The 17544-nt window shown below is 73.1% G+C and carries 17 protein-coding genes; 13 read left to right on the top strand and 4 right to left on the bottom strand.

The features are described from left to right. A partial coding sequence (locus VM840_00600) for a lytic transglycosylase domain-containing protein (protein HVL80074.1) occupies positions 1–771 on the top strand: 771 nt, incomplete at its 5' end. A gap of 43 nt (positions 772–814) precedes the next feature. Here VM840_00600 and VM840_00595 read toward each other — a convergent pair. Both VM840_00595 and VM840_00590 read right to left on the bottom strand, forming a co-directional pair. After that, positions 815–1420 (bottom strand): superoxide dismutase, encoded by a 606-nt coding sequence (locus VM840_00595; GenBank protein HVL80073.1) that lies wholly within the window; start codon positions 1418–1420, stop codon positions 815–817. A gap of 76 nt (positions 1421–1496) precedes the next feature. Beyond that, positions 1497–2738 (bottom strand): DUF1015 domain-containing protein, encoded by a 1242-nt coding sequence (locus tag VM840_00590; protein ID HVL80072.1) that lies wholly within the window; start codon positions 2736–2738, stop codon positions 1497–1499. A gap of 45 nt (positions 2739–2783) precedes the next feature. Between VM840_00590 and VM840_00585 the strand changes: the two genes are divergently transcribed. Both VM840_00585 and VM840_00580 read left to right on the top strand, forming a co-directional pair. After that, positions 2784–3209 carry a tetratricopeptide repeat protein gene (locus VM840_00585; GenBank protein HVL80071.1) on the top strand — a complete coding sequence of 142 codons (426 nt, stop codon included), beginning with the start codon at positions 2784–2786 and terminating at the stop codon, positions 3207–3209. After that, positions 3206–4246, top strand: a complete 1041-nt coding sequence (locus tag VM840_00580) for an HAD-IIA family hydrolase (protein ID HVL80070.1) — start codon at positions 3206–3208, stop codon at positions 4244–4246. The genes VM840_00585 and VM840_00580 overlap by 4 nt, the downstream gene beginning before the upstream one ends. On the opposite strand, the gene VM840_00575 is transcribed toward VM840_00580, so the two are convergent. Beyond that, a complete protein-coding gene (locus tag VM840_00575) occupies positions 4243–4953 on the bottom strand; it encodes a rhomboid family intramembrane serine protease (GenBank protein HVL80069.1) in 711 nt (236 codons plus the stop codon). The two genes, VM840_00580 and VM840_00575, sit on opposite strands and share 4 nt — an antisense overlap. A gap of 48 nt (positions 4954–5001) precedes the next feature. Between VM840_00575 and VM840_00570 the strand changes: the two genes are divergently transcribed. The 3 genes from VM840_00570 to VM840_00560 are packed head-to-tail and all read left to right on the top strand — an operon-like array spanning position 5002 to position 6976. Continuing rightward, on the top strand, positions 5002–5439 hold the full coding sequence (locus VM840_00570; protein ID HVL80068.1) for a hypothetical protein: 438 nt from the start codon (positions 5002–5004) through the stop codon (positions 5437–5439). Further along, positions 5436–6170, top strand: coding sequence for a TlyA family RNA methyltransferase (locus tag VM840_00565; protein ID HVL80067.1), 735 nt, complete (start codon positions 5436–5438; stop codon positions 6168–6170). The genes VM840_00570 and VM840_00565 overlap by 4 nt, the downstream gene beginning before the upstream one ends. Then, a complete protein-coding gene (locus tag VM840_00560) occupies positions 6167–6976 on the top strand; it encodes an NAD(+)/NADH kinase (GenBank protein HVL80066.1) in 810 nt (269 codons plus the stop codon). The genes VM840_00565 and VM840_00560 overlap by 4 nt, the downstream gene beginning before the upstream one ends. A gap of 10 nt (positions 6977–6986) precedes the next feature. Here VM840_00560 and VM840_00555 read toward each other — a convergent pair whose 3' ends face one another. After that, positions 6987–8009, bottom strand: coding sequence for a methyltransferase domain-containing protein (locus VM840_00555; GenBank protein ID HVL80065.1), 1023 nt, complete (start codon positions 8007–8009; stop codon positions 6987–6989). 43 nt (positions 8010–8052) lie between these two features. Here VM840_00555 and recN point away from each other — a divergent pair, with 43 nt between their 5' ends. The 7 genes from recN to VM840_00520 are packed head-to-tail and all read left to right on the top strand — an operon-like array spanning position 8053 to position 17511. Next, positions 8053–9690: a DNA repair protein RecN gene (gene recN / locus VM840_00550; GenBank protein HVL80064.1), complete on the top strand. Its 1638-nt coding sequence runs from the start codon at positions 8053–8055 to the stop codon at positions 9688–9690. A gap of 38 nt (positions 9691–9728) precedes the next feature. Then, on the top strand, positions 9729–10925 hold the full coding sequence (gene steA / locus VM840_00545) for a putative cytokinetic ring protein SteA (GenBank protein ID HVL80063.1): 1197 nt from the start codon (positions 9729–9731) through the stop codon (positions 10923–10925). Then, positions 10922–11827, top strand: coding sequence for a copper transporter (locus VM840_00540; GenBank protein HVL80062.1), 906 nt, complete (start codon positions 10922–10924; stop codon positions 11825–11827). The genes steA and VM840_00540 overlap by 4 nt, the downstream gene beginning before the upstream one ends. Before the next feature lie 2 nt (positions 11828–11829). After that, entirely contained in the window at positions 11830–13449 is a 1620-nt protein-coding gene (locus VM840_00535) for a lipid II flippase MurJ (GenBank protein ID HVL80061.1), read from the top strand. Next, positions 13446–14438, top strand: coding sequence for a glycosyltransferase family 4 protein (locus VM840_00530; GenBank protein HVL80060.1), 993 nt, complete (start codon positions 13446–13448; stop codon positions 14436–14438). The genes VM840_00535 and VM840_00530 overlap by 4 nt, the downstream gene beginning before the upstream one ends. After that, entirely contained in the window at positions 14435–16681 is a 2247-nt protein-coding gene (locus VM840_00525) for a hypothetical protein (protein ID HVL80059.1), read from the top strand. The genes VM840_00530 and VM840_00525 overlap by 4 nt, the downstream gene beginning before the upstream one ends. Continuing rightward, the gene (locus tag VM840_00520) at positions 16678–17511 is read left to right on the top strand and encodes a hypothetical protein (GenBank protein ID HVL80058.1); all 834 of its coding nucleotides are present in this window, start codon (positions 16678–16680) and stop codon (positions 17509–17511) included. Before VM840_00525 ends, VM840_00520 begins: the two co-directional genes overlap by 4 nt. Positions 17512–17544: the final 33 nt, after the last annotated feature.

Raw genomic sequence — 17544 nt, 5'->3', positions numbered from 1 at the left:
CCGGCCGAGACCCCCGCTCCCGACCCGTTCGAGGCCGCCCGTCGGCTCGACGCCGCCTCTGCGCAGGAGCTGGCGAGCCGGCTCGCCGAGGCGGAGGACACGATCAGGACGGCCTCGTCCGACCCGGACCGGCTCGAGCGGGCCGGACGCGTGCAGCAGGCGTCGTACCGGCAGCTCGTCCGGACCCCGGGATGGCGCGAGGAGGCCTTCGCCGCCCTCCCGCCGGATGTCCGGGTGCACGCACGCCTCAACGTCGAAGCGGGGGAGGCGCTGCGCCGCCTGCTCCCGTCCCCACTGCGCGACGCGCCCCCCGACGCATGGACCATCGTCCAGCCCCCGCCGCCCGACGAGCTGCGCTCGCACTACGAGCGGGCCTCGGAGGCCACCGGGATCGGCTGGGAGTACCTGGCCGCCATCCACCTGTCCGAGACGCGGATGGGACGGATACGCGGCGACAGCCACGCCGGCGCCCGCGGTCCGATGCAGTTCATGCCGGCCACCTGGGAGCGGTACGGCGACGGGGGCGATATCGAGGACTACGGTGACGCGATAGCCGCGGCGGCCAGGATGCTGCGGGCGAACGGGGGGCCGTCCGACATGGACAACGCCCTGTTCCGGTACAACCCCAGCCGCCACTACGTGACGGCGATCGGCGCGTACGCGCGCGTGATGCGCGAGGCGCCGCGCACCTTCTACGGCTACTACCACTGGCAGGTGTACTACGCGACGAGCCGGGGCGAGGCGCTGCTGGAGGTGGGGTACGGGACGTGAGACGGCGCCCCCGCTACGGGGGCGCCGCCGGGGATGCTCCGAACTAGCTGGCGGCCGAGTACCGGTTGGCCACCTCGCCCCAGTTGACGACGTTCCAGAACGCGGCGATGTAGTCGGGCCTCTTGTTCTGGTACCTGAGGTAGTAGGCGTGCTCCCACACGTCGAGGCCCAGGATCGGTGTGTACCCCTCCATGAGGGGGGAGTCCTGGTTCGGGCGGGCGATCACCTCGAGGGTGCCGTCCTTCACCACGAGCCACGCCCACCCGGACCCGAACTGTCCGGCCGCGGCGTCGGCGAACCGCTGCTTGAAGTCCTCGAAGGACCCGAAGGTCGAGTCGATCGCGGCCGCGAGGTCTCCCTCGGGTTTGCCGCCCCCGTTGGGACCGAGGACCGTCCAGAACAGGGAGTGGTTGTGGTGCCCTCCGCCGTGGTTGCGCACGGCGGTCCGCTTCTCCTGCGGGACCTGCTCGATCTCCCTCAGCAGGGACTCGAGGTCCTTCCCCTCGAACTCCGTCCCCGAGATCGCGTCGTTCAGCTTGTCGACGTAGGTCTGGTGGTGCTTCGTGTGGTGGATCCGCATGGTCTCCTCGTCGATATGCGGCTCCAGCGCGTTGTAGTCGTAGGGCAGGTCGGGCAACGAGTGCGCCATGGAACGTCCCTCCTGTCGGTGTCGTGTCTTCCTCTCGTGAGGATAAACCGGACACCCGGGCGCCTGATTCCCCCGGCTAGGTGCCGAGGGAGCGCATCACGATCCCGTCCTTCGGCTTCGGGAAGAAGTAGGTGGACTTCTCGGGCATCTGGGCTCCCGTCGACGCGAGACGCCAGACGGCGTCGACGCCGACCGGCTGCATGCAGAACCCGGCCACGGCGTGTCCGGAAACGACCTGCTCGGTCACCTCGGTCGCCCGCGGCGTGAACGAGAGGTGGTCCTCGGCCGAGACCGCGCCGAGCGGCTCGAGGGCGAGGCGCTTCAGGATCGCGGCCGGAATCTCGTCGTCGGCCGCGTCGCGGGCGGCGAGCCGGTAGGCGCGGTCCCCGACGACGGCGACGAAGACGCCCTTCCGGGGCTCGTCCCACAGCTCGAGCGCCCAGGCCTCGACCGCGACGGGGTCGGCCGGTCCGAGCTCGGACACCTCGAACCCGGCGCGCAGCACGTCCATCGGCTCGCCGACGGGGGAGGCGCGCACGATGCGGTGGTAGGGGAGGATGCAGACCGGCTGCGACGCGGCATCGACGATGAGGGCCATGACGTGGTCCCACGGTCCGGGCCCGTCGGAGCGCCGCCGCAGGGCGCGGTAGTTCTTGGCGGTCTCGAAGCGGTGGTGCCCGTCGGCGATCATGAGCGGGCACGGGCCCAGGGCCTCGGCCACCTCGGCCTGGAAAGCCTGGTCGTGAGCGGCCCAGACGGTGTGACGGGTGCCGTCGGAGTCCGTGAGGTCGGCGACGGGAGGCCGGCCCGCCCACTCCTGCAGCCGCTGCGAGATGCTCCCCTCGGTCGGGCCGTCCTGCGCGTAGATCGCGTAGATCGGCGAGATGTTGGCCGGGACCGCCTCCATCAGCGCCAGGCGGTCGGCCTTCGGGCCCGACATCGTGTGCTCGTGGGCGAGGATCTCGTCGTCGAGGGAGATGGTGGCGAGCAGCCCCCACACCCGTCGGAAGGCGCCGGAGGGGTCCTCGAAGGCCTGCCGGTACACGTACAGGGCGGGGTCGGGGTCCTCCCTGAGCACGCCCTCCCACAGCCAGGAGCTGAAGAACGAGGCCGCCCTCGTATAGCGGTTCTCGCTCGGCCCGTCCCCCTCTTCGTCGCGTCCGGAGATGATCCTCACGACGTTGTAGGGGTGGCGCTCGTACAGCTGCGTCCGCTCGTCCGGAGAGATGACGTCGTAGGGCGGACAGGTGACCTCGCCCAGGTCGGACACCCTGGTGGGGTCGAACACGATGCCTCGGAAAGGCCGGACGGTCGCCACGGGACGCAGTCTACGCGGCCCCGGGGCCGCCCTACACTTGGGGTCATGGAGCCCGTGTACGAGTGGTACCAGCAGGGACTGGCCCTGCTCAGGTCGGGGGATGCTCACGCCGCCGCGACCGTGCTCGAGCGGGCCCTCGCCCACGAGCCGGACCAGGGGAGCGTCCGCGAGGCCCTGGCTCGCGCCTACCACGACGCGGGGCGCCTCGAGGACGCCGTCGAGCAGTTCGAGAAGCTCCTGGAGATGTCACCGGTGAACGATTACGCGCATTTCGGCGCCGGTCTCGCGCTCGGACGCCTCGGCCGGTTCGATGAGGCGCTCGGACACCTCAAGCTCGCGGCGGCCATGCGTCCGGGCAACGACGACTACCGCCGGGCCGTCGAGCGGTACGAGCTGCGGCGCGACTACCGGGCGGACGTCCGGCGCCGGATGGACGCGGCGCGTGAGCGCCGGGACCGGGGCGCCGGTTGATCCCCGCCGACTCGTTCGACGCCTTCCTGCTCGACCTCGACGGGGTCGTGTGGCGGGGGGAGACCCCGGTCCAGCGCGCGGCCGAGACCATCCGGACCCTGCGCGAACAGGGCAAGCGGGTCGTGTTCATAACGAACAACTCGGCCCGCACCTCCCGCGAGTACGCCATCAAGCTGTTCCGCATGAAGGTCCCGACGGAGACGCAGGACATCGTCACGTCCGGCCATGCGGTGATCTCCGAGCTGCGCCGCATGGGGCTGGTGGAGGGAGACCGGGTCCACGTCTGCGGCAGCGAGGGGCTGATCAGGCTGATCACCCACGAGCGGCTGATCCCCACCAACGAGACCGACGACGTCGCCGCGGTGGTGGTCGGGTGGAACCCGCGCGGGACCTTCGAGGACATCCGGCGAGCGGCTACCCTCGCCCGCTCGGGCGTCCCGTTGATCGCGAGCAACGCCGACCCGACCTACCCGGGCGAGGTCGAGCTGCTCCCCGGCACGGGGGCGCTGCTCGCCGCCATCGAGACCGCCTCCGGCGTGAAGGCGAAGGTGGTCGGGAAGCCGCGACCCGAGCTCTTCCAGCTCGCGCTCGAGCGCGCCGGGACTGACCCGGCCCGGACCCTCGTCTGCGGCGACCGCGCCTCCACGGATATCGCGGGCGCCCGGACGGCCGGCCTCCCGAGCGCGCTCGTGCTCACCGGGGTCACGGCGGAGTCCGACCTCGCTCAACTGACCGACATGCCCGACGAGATCCTCGACGACCTGTCCGACCTGCTGCGCGACCTCCCGCGGGGTACGTCCTCCTCCGAGGATGGCGCGGCCGCGATCCAGACGGAGCGCGACGGGGAGACCCTCCACGTCCGGGGGTTCACCATCCCGCCGAACGCCGACCACCGCTCGGCCTGGGTCGTCCTGCGACGCCTTCTCGTCGAAGCCTGCGCGGGGGCGGGCCGGGTGCAGGCGCCCGACGAGCTCGAGCCCTACCTCGCACGCATCGGGTTCGACGCGGCCCGGCAGCCGCGGCTGTTCGGCGGCTAGGCGTACCGGCTCAGGACGGCCTGGGGAGCCCGGGCCGGGTGGAAGACCCGGGTGATCACGTACCCGGCCACGAACCCACCGACGTGGGCCCAGAAGGCGACGCCGCCCTCCTGGAGGGCCCCGAGACCCATCACCCCTTCGAACAGCTGGAGGAGGAACCACAGCCCGAGGACGAACTTCGCCGAGACGTTGATCGGGAAGAAGAAGAACAGGGGGACGAGCGCGGTGACACGCGCGCGGGGGTAGAGGTAGTAGTAGGCGCCCAGGATCCCCGAGACCGCTCCGGACGCACCGATGATCGGGATCTCCGAGGCCGGGTCGAGCATGAAGTGCGAGAAGGCGGCGGCCACCCCGGTCACGGCGTAGAAGACGGCGAACCCGACCTTCCCGAACTGGTCCTCCACGTTGTTGCCGAACACCCAGAGGAACAGCATGTTGCCTCCGAGGTGCAGCAGGTTCCCGTGCATGAACATCGACGTGAAGATGCTCACGATGCTGGTCCGGTCCGGGAAGCTCTCGTTGAGGTGCCGTGAGAGCTGGTCGCAGCGCTGCAGGACGTCGCAGGGCACCGCCCCGAACCGGAACGCGACCTCCTCGCTGATCCCCAGGTAGAAGAAGGCGAGCACGTTCGCGGCTACGAGCGCGATCGTGACGAGCGGGAAGTGGCGGCCGGGGTTGTGGTCCCGGACGGGGATGAGCATCGTCATGTGGGCAGCCAGTATCCTCGGATCCCCGAGCAACCGGAGGTGTGCGCCATGCTGGATCTCCTTCGTCGTTACGTCGATTCGCTCGCCGGCATCACGGAGCTTCCCCGAGACCGGGCCGAGCAACTCGTCAACGAGCTGCAGAAGCGCGGCGAGATCCGCGCGAAGGACATCCAGCGCACTGCGCAGGACCTCATGAACCGGTCCACGCGCAACCGCCAGGAGCTCGTGCGGCTCGTCCGCAAGGAGATCAGGTCGCAGGTCGAGGCGCTCGGTCTCGCCTCCCAGGACGACGTGGAGCGGCTGTCGAGGAGGGTCCGGGAGCTCGAGGGCGGGTCCGGCGCGACCTCGGCCGCGAAGCCGAAGGCGTCCGGGACGGCCTCCGCGACGAAGAAGAAGACCTCGACGGGATCGAGCAAGAAGGCCGGGTCGGGCAAGAAGACCGGGTCGGGCAAGAAGACCGCGGCCTCCTCGAAGAAGAGGTCCTGACGCGCCGGCGGCTGGACGTCGAGCTCGTCCGGCGCGGGCTCTTCGGTTCGCGTGAGCGGGCGCGGGAGGCGATCGAGTCCGGGATCGTCACCGTGTCCGGCACCGTGGCGGAGAAACCCTCCCGTCAGGTGGACCCCGCCGAGCCGATCGAGCTTCTCGGCCCGGGCCTGCGGTTCGTGGGAAGAGGGGGCCTGAAGCTCGAGGGAGCGCTCGACGCCTTCGCGATCGAGGTGACGGGGTACCGGTGCCTCGACATCGGGTCCTCCACGGGTGGGTTCACGGACTGCCTGCTGCAACGGGGCGCATCGGCGGTCGTGGCCGTCGATGTGGGGACCGGGCAGCTGGACTGGACCCTGCGCAACGACCCCCGCGTGGGCGTCATGGAGCGGACGGACGTGCGTGACCTCGACCCGGCGTCCATGGGACCCTTCGACCTGGTGGTCGTCGACGTCTCGTTCATCTCGCTGCGCACCGTCATGCCGGCCCTCGCCGCGCTGGCGGGCCCGGCGCCGGTCGTCGCCCTCGTGAAGCCTCAGTTCGAGGTGGGACGGGGACGGGTCGGGGCGGGCGGTGTCGTCCGGGACCGCTCCCTGCAGGACGAAGCGGTGGCGGGCGTGGCCGGAGCGGCGGACGCGCAGGGGCTGAGCCTGCGGGGCAGCGTCGACTCGCCGATCACCGGGGCGGAGGGGAACCGGGAGGTCTTCGTGTGGCTGCAACGGGAGGGTCCGTGACGCGGGTCGGCATCGTCACCCACCACTCCAAGCCCGAGGCAGCCGAGCTGGCGGGGAGAGCCGGGTCCTGGCTGTCCGGGCGCGGACACGAGGTGGTCGAGGCGCCGACGGACCCGTCCGGACTCGACCTCCTGCTCGTCCTCGGAGGCGACGGCACGATGCTGCACGGGATCGGGCTGGCAGGGTTCGCGGGGGTGCCGGTGCTGGGGGTCAACCTCGGGCAGCTCGGCTTCCTCACCGAGGTGGGAGCAGACGACCTGTTCGAGGCGCTCGAGCGGGTCCTGGCCGGCGACCACACGGTCGACCTCCGCTCCACGGTCGAGGCGTCGGTGCGCCGCGCGGACGGATCGACCGAGCCCCTCGGGGAGGGGATGAACGAGGTCGCGCTGGAGAGGGCGGTGGGCGGGAAGCTTATCCGGATGTCGCTCGTGATCGGGGGTCAGCCGTTCACCAGCTTCGGCGCCGACGGGCTCATCGTCGCCACGCCCACCGGTTCGACGGCGTACGCCTTCTCCATGAGGGGCCCGGTCGTCTCCCCCGAGCACCGAGCCCTGATCGTCGTCGCCGTGGGGGCCCACTCGCTCTTCGACCGCCCCCTGGTCGTATCGGAGGACCAGCCGGTCGAGGTCAGCCTCCTCGCCCGCGGGGAGGGGGTCGTCGTGATGGACGGACGGCCGAGGGCCGAGGTGGCCGAGGGAGACGTGCTCACGGCCTCGATCGGGAGGTCGGTCGTGCGTCTGATCCGGCTGGGTCCCGACTCCCACTTCACCCGGGTCGCCCGGCGCTTCGGACTTCCCCCCGCCTAGCCTGGGGCGGTCAGGTCCGGCGCAGCACCCAGAGCGTGGTCCGCGCTCCGAGCAGCGTGATGTCGAAGCTGCGCTCGAGCGCGATCGGCACGTGGCCTAACGCGGCCCGCAGTCCGGACGAGGCCGGGGCGAGCAGCACGACCGGGCCTCCCGTCCGGACGGTCCGCGCCGCCTCGGCCGCGAAGGCGGCCGTCCAGCCCCGGGGTACCTCGAACCGGGTCCCGAACGGCAGGTTGCTGACGATCGCCGCGAGGGAGCCGTCCGGATGCGGGAGCCTCGTGGCGTCCGCGCGGGAGACGGGGACGTCCGGGGCGTTCGCCCGGGCCATGTCGACCGCGTCCCCCTCGATGTCGCTGCCTGCCGGCTCCCATCCCGCCGCCTCCGCCTCGATGAGGATCGTCCCCGAACCGCAGCACGGGTCGAGCAGCGTGGGGTCCTGCGGCGGGGGACCGGCCAGCCGGACCATCGCCGCCGCCACGGACGGTCGGAGGGCTCCGGGCCGCTCCTTCGTCCGGGTCGTGCGCCGCGAGCGCTCCGCCCCCGTCAGTCGCAGACCCAACCTGAAGACCTCCGCGTCGAGCTGCAGCACCCATAGCTCGATATGGGCTGGGTCCCCCTGCCTCCACCTCGGCCGCATCTCGGCCACGGCGCGATGCACGGCCTTTCGCAGATCCGTCCGTCTGAAGTCGCCCTCGTCGGAGACCCGCACCGCCACCCGGTAGGACATCCTCGGGAGCAGGGGCCGGGCGAGCGTCGCGAAGGCGGAGAGGGCCCGTTCGAGGCGGGGGCCGTCCAGGAGGGCGGCCGCCTGGGTGTGGGGGTCTCCGGTCCGGGGGGCGGCGGACACCTCGACGAAGACGTCCTCCGCCGTGCGGACGTCGAGGCTCCCGGGCGCCGCCGGGTGGTCGAAGACGACGACATCGGCGCGGCCGTCCCCGGCCGGACGGCCGACGGAGGACGCGTCCGGAAGGGCACGGAGCTCGTCGCGCAGCACCGGGCCGAGGCCGGGGAGGGCGGTGGCGAAGAACCTCATGGGGTCAGCCTGCCACGTCGGTGGCGGTGCATACGCTCCCCCCATGCTCCTCGAGCTGCGCGCGCGCGATCTCGGGATCCTGACCGAGGCCTGCGTCGCCTTCGCCCCCGGGCTCAACGTCATAACGGGGGAGACGGGCGCCGGGAAGACCCTGCTCATGACCTCGCTCGCCCTGCTGACGGGGGCACGGGCCGAGTCACGCCTGGTCGCGGCGGGCTCCGAGGCCGCGTACGTGGAGGCGGTGTGGGAGCGCGCGCCCGACGACGAGGGGGAGACCGAGCTGATCGCCGCCAGGCGGATCGGAGCCGACGGACGGTCGCGGTGCTGGGTCGACGGCAGGCTGGCCCCGGTCTCGGTGCTGGCCGAAACCTGCGGACCGCTCGTCGAGGTGCACGGACAGGGGGCCGGGTTCGCCCTCGCCGACCCCAGGGTGCAGCTGGAGCTCCTGGACGCGTTCGCCGGGACGGGCGAGATGCTCGCCTCGTACCGCCGGGCGCTCTCGGAGCTGCGGGCGTCCGCCGCCGAGCTAGAGGCGATCGAGTCGTCGGAACGGGAGCGGATCCGTGAGATCGAGTTCCTGTCCTTCCAGGTGTCGGAGATCGACCGGGCGCGCCTGCGTCCCGGCGAGGACGAGGAGGTAGCGCATGCGCTCGCCCGGCTCGAGAACGTGGAGAGGCTCGCCGCCGACGCCGCCCAGGCACTGGCCCTCGTCGGTACGGAGGGGGCGTCCGGTGCCCTCTCCGAGGCGGCGAAACTGCTCGGGGCCGCGGCCGCGCTCGACCCTTCGGTCGCGGAGGTAGCCGACCGGGTGACCGCGCTGGCCGCTGAGGCCTCCGAGGCGGGCCGCGACGTCCGCGCCTGGGCGGAAGGTCTGGAGGCCGACCCCGAGGCGCTCGAGGACCTGAGGGACCGCTCCGCCGCGATCGCCGCCCTGAAGCGCAAGCACGGAGCCACCGTCGAGGAGGTCCTGGCGGCTGCGGAGGACGCGCGCGCCCGCCTCCTGCGCCTGGAGGGGGCGGCCGACCAGGCGACGGAGCTGCGGGGGCGTGTCGCCTCCCTCACGACCGAGGTCGAGGCCATCGGGGGCGAACTCTCCCAACGACGGCGCGAGGGAGCGGTGCGTCTGGCCGAGCTCGTCAACGAGGAGCTGCCGGCCCTCGCGCTGGGCTCCGCGCGGTTCGAGATCGCGGTGGAGCCCGGGCAGGAGCACACGGAGCGCGGACACGACCGCGTCGCGTTCCTGTTCACCTCCGACCGTCGCCGCCCCCCGGGCCCGCTGGGGAAGGTCGCGTCGGGAGGGGAGCTCTCCCGCGCGATGATCGCGCTCACCCTGGCCAGCGCCGCGACCCAGGCCGCACCCGTCCTGGTCTTCGACGAGGCGGACGCGGGCGTGGGCGGCGCGGCGGCCCTCGAGCTCGGCCGGCGGCTCGCTCAACTTGCCCGAACCCGTCAGGTCGTCGTCGTCTCCCACCTGCCGCAGATCGCCGCCTTCGCGGACCGCCACCTCGTCGTCAGCAGGCACGACGGGGGCGTCGCGGTCAGGGAGGTGCACGGCGAGGAGCGCGTCGGAGAGCTCTCCCGGATGCTGGCCGGGCTCGGCACCTCGGAGACCGCCCGCGCCCACGCATCGGAGCTCCTCGAGCTCGGCCGGGCCGCGGGAGCCGCCAACCCCCGCGCATAGCCGCGGGTTACGCTGGTCCGACCCCCTGGGGTGCATCCATGCCGATCCTTCCGACACGCCTCCGACGTTCACGGTCCGCGGCGCCATCCGGCGCGCGGTCCGGCGGCGCCACCGTGGAGGGGACGGTCCGGATGGACAGACGCACGAAGGACCTCGTCCACCGCATCCACCCCGGCAACGTCGCGGTCATCGACCACGTCGACCTCGACCGCATCGCGGCGGAGAGCCTGCTCGAGCACGGCGTCGCCGCGGTGGTGAACGCCTCCCGCTCCATCTCCGGGCGGTACCCGAACCTCGGGCCCCTCCTGCTCGTCAAGGCGGGCGTGGTGGTGATCGACGACGTCGGACCGGATGTATTCGACAGGGTGCGGGAGGGGGAGCACGTCACCGTCGAAGGGGACACGCTCCTGCTCGACGGTGAGGTGGTGGCGAAGGGCACGCTCCTGGACGAGGGCTCGGTGACCCAGGCGATGGACGAGGCGCGCCGCGCCCTCTCCGCGACCGTGGAGACCTTCGCCGAGAACACGCTCGCCTACGTCCGGCGCGAGCAGGACCTGCTGATCGACGCGGTGCGGCTCCCGGAGCTGGAGACCTCCTTCAAGGGCCGGTACGCGCTCGTCGTGGTCCGGGGCTACCACTTCAAGGACGACCTGCACGCCCTGCGGGGGTTCGTCCGGGAGATGAAGCCGGTCGTGATCGCCGTCGACGGGGCGGCGGACGCCTGCATAGCCGAGGGGATACGTCCGGACATCATCTTCGGGGACATGGACTCGGTCTCCACGCGGGCGCTGGGGTGCGGAGCCGAGCTCCTCGTCCACGGGTACACCGACGGCGCGGCCCCCGGCGCGGCCGTGCTCGAGGCGCTGAACCTCCCCCACACGGTCGTGACCGCGCCGGGCACCAGCGAGGACGTCGCGATGCTCCTCGCGCACGAGCAGGGAGCCGAACTCGTCGTCACCGTGGGGTCCCACGCGTCGGCGATCGAGATGCTGGACAAGGGACGGAAGGGCATGGCCTCCACCTTCCTGGTCCGCATGCGCCTAGGTCCGAACCTGGTCGACGCCAAAGGGGTCTCCCAGCTCTACCGGACCCGGGTCCGGACGCGCGACCTCATGCTCCTGGTCGGCGCCGCGCTCTTCTCGATGACCATCGTCAGCCTGGCCGTCCCCCCGATGCGCTTGTTCTGGGAAGGGGTCTGGGACCAGCTGACCCAGCTGATCCGCGTCGTCCTGTGATCGACTTCCGGTACCACATCGTCTCGCTCGTGGCCGTCTTCCTGGCCCTGGGCCTCGGCATCCTCCTGGGCGTGACGGTCTTCTCGAACGCGCTCCCCGAACGCATCGAGGCCGACCTGCGCAGGGCCCGGGCGGCGCGAGACGACGCGCAGCAGCGCGCCGACCAGCTCACGGCCGAGCTCAACTCCAACGAGAGGATCCTGCGCGACGAGGTGGCCCCATGGGTCGTCGACCGCCGGCTGGAGGGACGGACCGTGCTCTTCCTCAGCGACGGCGGGGAGGCGGACCCGTGGCGGACGGACGTGCGGAGCTGGGTGCTCAGCGCGGGAGCCCGTCCGGCGGGCAACCTCGTGCTGACCGAGAAGTGGCGCCTGGACCGCGAGGGCTCCGCCCAGGAGCTGGTCGAGTCCGTCGTGCGTCCGATCGTCCCGGCCTTCGACCCGGGTCAGGACCCCGCCCAGGCCGCGCTTGCCCTCCTCGGTCAGCGCCTGACGGAGCCGACCGGTCAGGCGCTCGTGGCCGCCCTCACGCAGGCCGGGTTCGTGGTCGTGGAGGGCCGGGAGGGGGACCAGCCGTGGCCGCCGCGGGAATCCACGGTCGTGGTGCTCTCGGGCGCGCACCCGCGCAACGCTCCGCACCCTCGGTGGCTGGCCGCGTTCGCGCGCGGGAGCTCCCAGGTGACCGGGACGCTCGTCGTGGCCGGGGAGCCGGACGCCATGTCGGCCGTCCAGCTCCTGCGCCAGGACCCGGGCGAGGCCCCCCGCCGGCTTTCGACCTTCGACACGGCCGCCGACGACGTGGGGGGGATCGGGGTCGTATCCGCGCTGCAGGTCGCCATCGCCGAGCGCGGAGGCCACTTCGGACGCGGGCCGGACCGCCGGTACCTCCCGCAGCCCGCCTGACCGTGCAGCCGCCCGACGAGATCGGGACCGAGACCGGCCTGCTCCGCTCCACGGCGCAGGTCTCCGCGATCACCGCGCTCGCCCGCCTGGTGGGCTTCGCGCGCTGGATCGTGCTCGGCCTCACCGTGGGCACGACCTACCTCGGCAACGTCTACCAGACGGCCAACTGGATCCCGAACATCCTCTTCGAGGTGGCGGCGGGCGGGGTCCTCGCCGCCGTGCTCGTACCGACCTTCGTGGAGGAGATCGCCCGGCGCCCGGACCAGGGCATGAGGGTCGCGTCGGCGATAGCCAACACGATGCTCCTGGCCTCGCTCCCGCTCGTGGTCGCCGGCGTGGTCCTCGGCAGACCGATCATGGGCGCGCTGCTGGCGGGGGTCGAGGACGCCGCGGTGCGAGAGCGCCAGGTGGAGCTCGGCACCTGGTTCCTACGGTTCTTCCTGCCCCAGATCCCGCTCTACCTGCTGGGGATGGTCATGCAGGGGATCCTCCACGCCCACCGCAGGTTCGTTCTGCCTGCGCTGGCTCCGCTGCTCTCGAGCCTGACGGTGATCGCGACGTACGTGATCTTCTGGGCGCTGGGTCCCGGCGCGACCCTCGAGACCGTGACCATCGCGCAGCTGTACGTCCTCGCGGTGGGGACGACGCTCGGGGTCGTCGTCCTCTCGCTCTGTCAGCTACCCGCGGTCCTGCGCCTGGGGGTGCGGTGGAGGCCCGTCCTCGGGTTGGGGGACCCGGCCCTGCGGTACGCCGTCCGCGCGGGAGGATGGGGAGCCGTCTACGTGGCGGTGACCCAGGCGGGGTTGATCGTGAGCCTGCTCTTGGCCAACCGGGTGGAGGGCGGGGTGGTCGCGTTCCAGATCGCGTACGCCTTCTTCGAGCTCCCCAACGCCCTGGCCGGGCTCCCGGTCGCGATCACGCTGTTCCCTTCGCTCGCGCGAGCTTTCGTGGAGCGGCAGGAGGAGCGGTTCGCCGAGCTGCTCTCGAAGGGGTGGCGGATCGTGGTCCTCGTGGCCGCCCCGGCCGCGGCCGGGCTCTTCGTCCTCGCCCCCACGCTGACCGACGCGCTGCTCGGATGGACCCCCTCGGCCGACGGGTCGCTCGTCGCCGCCACGCTGCGCGGCCTCGCTCTGGGCGTGCCCGCCTGGGCGTTGGTGGCCACCCTCTCCCGCTCCTTCTACGCCCGGCAGCGTACGGCGCCCCCGGTCGTGATGAACGCGACGGCGATGGCGGTGTACGCCGCCACGGCCTTCGGCATCACGTGGGTGACGGGGGTAACCGGACCCCTGGCCATGGGCGTCCTCGGGCTCGGTCTCGGTGTCGGACACGTGGCGGGCGCCGCGGTGGGGACGGGTCTCCTCGCTCGAGCCGTCCGGGGATGGCCCACGAGGACGGACCTGGCCGCGGTCGCGGCCACGCTGGTACGCAGCGCGGCGGTCGGGGCGGCCGCCCTGGCGGTCACCCGCCTCATGGACGGGCTCCCCTCCGCGCTCGTCGCCGCGTCCGGCGTGGCCGCCGGCCTCGTCGTGTTCGCGGTCCTCGCGCACCGTTCGCCGGACCTGCGCGGAGCGGCCGGCCTGCTCACGCGCGGCCGGGCCCCCCTAGGGGAGCGGACGACGTGAGATCGGTCCTCCACGTGCTGGGACCGTCCCACGGCGGCATCAGGCGGCATGTCCGCCACCTGGCCGCCAACCCGCCGCCCGGGTGGGAGACGGCCGGCGTGGCGGGTCCGGCCGACCTCGCCCCATATCTCGAGGGGCTCCCGTTCCGCCCGGCGTCCGCCCTCTCGGTGCCGGGGATGCGCTCCGTCGAGCTGGTCCACGCGCACGGTCTCACCGCGGGGGCCTGGACGGGAGCCCGGCCCCTGCGGCCGCCCATCGTCCTCACGCTTCACACCGACCCCACCCGCGTGGGGCGGTCCTCCCGGTCTCGGGCGCTCGGCGCGGTCGCCCCGCTGGTCGTGGCGCGGGCGGCCGCCGTGATCGCCGCGTCGGCCGAGGTGGCGGGAGCCTTCACCGGCGCGGTCCACATCCCTCCGGCCGTCGACCCCCGGGGAGCGGCGGTGCGACCACGGGCCGAGGTGCGCGCGGAGCTCGGGGCGGGGCCCGACGACGTCGTCGTCCTCACCCTGGCGCGGCTCTCGCCCGAGAAGGACCTGGACATCCTGCTGGACGCCGTCCGAGAGGCCGGGTGCCTCGCCTGGATCGCGGGGGACGGTCCCGAGCGACGACGGCTCGAGCGCCTGGCGGACGGGCTCCCCGTTCGCTTCCTCGGGCACCGGGAGGACGTCGCCGACCTGCTCGCGGCGGCGGACGTGTTTGCCCTGACCTCGAGGAGCGAGGCGTACCCTATCGTCGTGGTTGAGGCGGTGACGGCCGGGCTACCGGTCGTGGCGACGAGGGTCGGCCAGGTCCCGGACATCGCAGGCGACGCCGGGCTGCTCGTCGCGCCCGGGGACCGCACGGCTTTCGCCGCGGCGCTGCGGACGGTGACCGGCGACCCATCCGCCCGGGTGCAGCTCGCGCGCGCGGCCCGCGCCCACGCACTGCCCACCCCGGCCGAGCTCGTCGAGCGGGTGGGAGCCGTCTACGACGAGGTCGTGGGGCGATGAAGCGAACCGCCTCCGTCGTCGGATGCGCCCTGGCCCTGTTGGTCCTCGCACCCCCGGCGCCGGCCGCAGCCCGCGACGCCGAGAGGGTGGTCATCGTGACGCTCCCGGGTGTCACCTGGTTCGACATCATCGAGGCGGACACCCCCATCCTGGACCGGCTCACCGACCGGGGAGCCGCGGCCGCCCTGTCCGTACGCACGGCGATCCGTCCGTCGGTCCCGGAGCGGGCCTACCTGACGCTGGGGGCGGGCAACCGGGGGCAGGTCCGGCAAGGAGACGCGGTGGCCAGCGAGGCCTACCGCGCGGACGAGGTGGTGGGCGCGGTCAGCGCGTCCGACGCCCTGCGGACGATCGTCGGCTCCCATCGGTCCGGCGCCGTCGTGCACCTGGGGATCGCCCAGCTGCACGCGATGCAGGAGACGCGGCTGTTCGGCACCCGGACCGGGTCCCTCGGGGAGGCGCTGGCCCGGGCGGGGATACCGACGGGGGTCGTCTCGGCGGGCGACCTCGCGCTGGAGCCCCGACCGGACCAGCGGCGGCGGGCGGTCACGCTCACGGTCGTGGACGAGCAGGGGACGATAGACCACGGCGCGGTGGACGGTCTGCTCACGGCGGACCCGTCCACCCCCTTCGGGGTCCGGACCGACGAGACCGCCTTCCGGGCGGCCGTCCGACAGGCCGTGGGCTCGGCGCGCGTCGTCGCCGTCGAGCCCGGCGAGACCCTGCGCGCCGACGAGTTCTCGCGCATCGCCTCACCCGAACAGGCGGTGAGGCACAAGGAGGAGGCCCTCGAGCGCGCTGACGCGCTCGTCGGCGTGGTGGCATCGGAGCTGGGGCCGCGCGACGTCCTGATCGTGGCCGCCGTCTCCGGACCGCTCAACCAGCGGGAGGAGAGGCTCACCGCGATCGTCGCCCACGGGCAGGGGTTCGAGGGGGGCCGGCTCGTCTCCCCGACGACCAGGCGCGACGGGATAGTGGGCCTGATCGACATCGCGCCCACCGTGCTGGGGCTGCTCGGGGTGGAGAAGCCCGAGTCGATGAGCGGCAGCGCGATGCGCGCGACCGGGGAGTCCGAGACGGACAAGGCGGCGGCGCTTCACCGGCTGAACCGCCAGTCGGTCTTCCGGGAGGCCTTCTCGGACGTGGTCTTCGTCGTCTTCGTCGCCGCCCAGGTGGCCCTGGCTGCCCTCGCGTTCGTCGCCTTCCTGCGCCGTCAGCGGTGGGCGCTCGCCGCTCTGCCCTGGCTGGCCTGCACGATCCTGGCGATGCCGTCCGCGACGCTCATGGTCCGGCTCGTCGACGTCTCCCGGTTCGGGCACCTGGTCGCGCACCTGATGCTCTGGACCCTCGTCGCCGCTCTGACCATCGCGGCCCAGTACGTGCCCGGCCCCCGGTGGGCGGGCGGCGTCCTGCTCCTCGGGCTCACCACGCTGTCGTTCGGCGCGGACCTGCTCACCGGGGCTCACCTGCAGACGAACGCTGTCTTCGGACACTCCCCGATCGTGGCCGGTCGCTTCTACGGGGTGGCGAACGCGGGTTTCGGGATCCTCGCCTCCGCGGGCATCCTCGCGCTGATGGGCATCGTCGACCTGCGCGGGCGCACCCGCGCACCGTACTGGGCGGGAGCGGGACTCCTCGTGCTCGTCGCGCTGGTGGGGCTCCCGCCGTTCGGCGCCAACTTCGGCGGGTTGATCACCACGTTCTTCGCGGTCTGCGTGACGTGGCTGCTCGCGCGGTACGGGCGGGTCCGGTGGCGGGTAGCGGTCGCGGTCGCCGCCGCCGCGATCGCACTGGCCGTCGTCGTGAGCCTCGTGGACATGACCCGTCCGGCCGTGGACCAGACCCACCTCGGCCGGTTCGCCTCCTCCGTCGTGCAGGGTGGCCTGCCGGCCCTCGTCCGGACCGTGCTCCGCAAGGGGCTGGCCAGCGTCGGGACGCTCGGGTTCACGGGCTGGACCTACATCATCCCCGTGAGCGCGGCCGTGATCGCGCTCCTCGTCTACAAGCCGAGGGGGGTCCTCCGGGACGTGATCCCCCGCCATCCGGTGCTGAGGGCCGGCCTATGGGGGACGGTAGTCGTGGGCGTGGTCGGGTTCGCCCTGAACGACTCGGGGGTCGTCCTGCCCGGGGTCGCGATCGCGCACGCCGCGCCGCTGCTGGTGCTCATGGGCGTGGAGACGGTCTCCCCGACCGCGCGCCCCGCCGCGGCGGCGGCCGTGGAGCGCGCCCCGGTCGAGCCGTGACGGTCGCGGCGGTCGCCATCGTCGCCGGGTGGCTCGCCGCCTGGCTGGCGCTGCGTGGGGCGCGTCCGATCCTGTGGGGGCCACGCTGCACGCGGACGAACTACCGGGGGCGCCCGGTGAGCGCGGTGGCGGGCGCGGTCCTGCTGGCGTCCGCCGGGGTGGGTCTCGCCGCTGCGCTGCGGGCGCCGGAGGGGAGCACGGCGGGGGCCACCCTGGCCGCAGCGGCGATCGTGATGGGCGCCCTGGGGCTCGTCGACGACCTGTACGGCGGAGGTCCGGGGGGAGGGTTCGCGGGACACCTGCGAGCGCTCGCCCGCGGCCGGGTCACGACCGGGCTCGTGAAGGCGGCCGGTGGGGGAGTCGTCGGGCTGGCGGCCGCTTGGGCCCTCGGGCTGCGTGGACCCTGGGTCGTGGCCGGCGGGGCTCTCGTGGCCCTGACCACGAACCTGGTCAACCTCCTCGACCTGCGCCCCGGCCGGGCCGGGAAGGTGTGGTTCGCCGCCTGGGCGGCGACGGTGGCCTCGGGCTGGCTGCCGGTCCCGGCTCTCGCCGCGTCGGGAGCGGTCGCCGGAGGGCTGGCGGCGCTCCTCCCCGACGACCTGGGGGAGCGGGCGATGCTCGGTGACACCGGGGCCAACCTGCTCGGCGCGGCCCTCGGCGTCTCGCTCGTCGCCGCGCTCCCGCCTGGGGGGATGCTGGTCGCGCTCGGAGCGGTCGCTGTCCTCACCGCGCTCTCCGAGGTGGTCTCGTTCAGCACGGTCATCGAACGGGTCCCCCCTCTGCGCGCCCTCGACCGGCTCGGCCGGGAGGGTGTCGGCGGCGAGGGATAGGGTCCGGGGGCGTGCTACCGTGGGACGACCAGG

The sequence above is a fragment of the Actinomycetota bacterium genome (genome assembly GCA_035540895.1).
Taxonomy (GTDB): Bacteria; Actinomycetota; JAICYB01; order JAICYB01; family JAICYB01; genus DATLFR01.
This window is presented reverse-complemented; position numbering and strand designations above follow the sequence as displayed.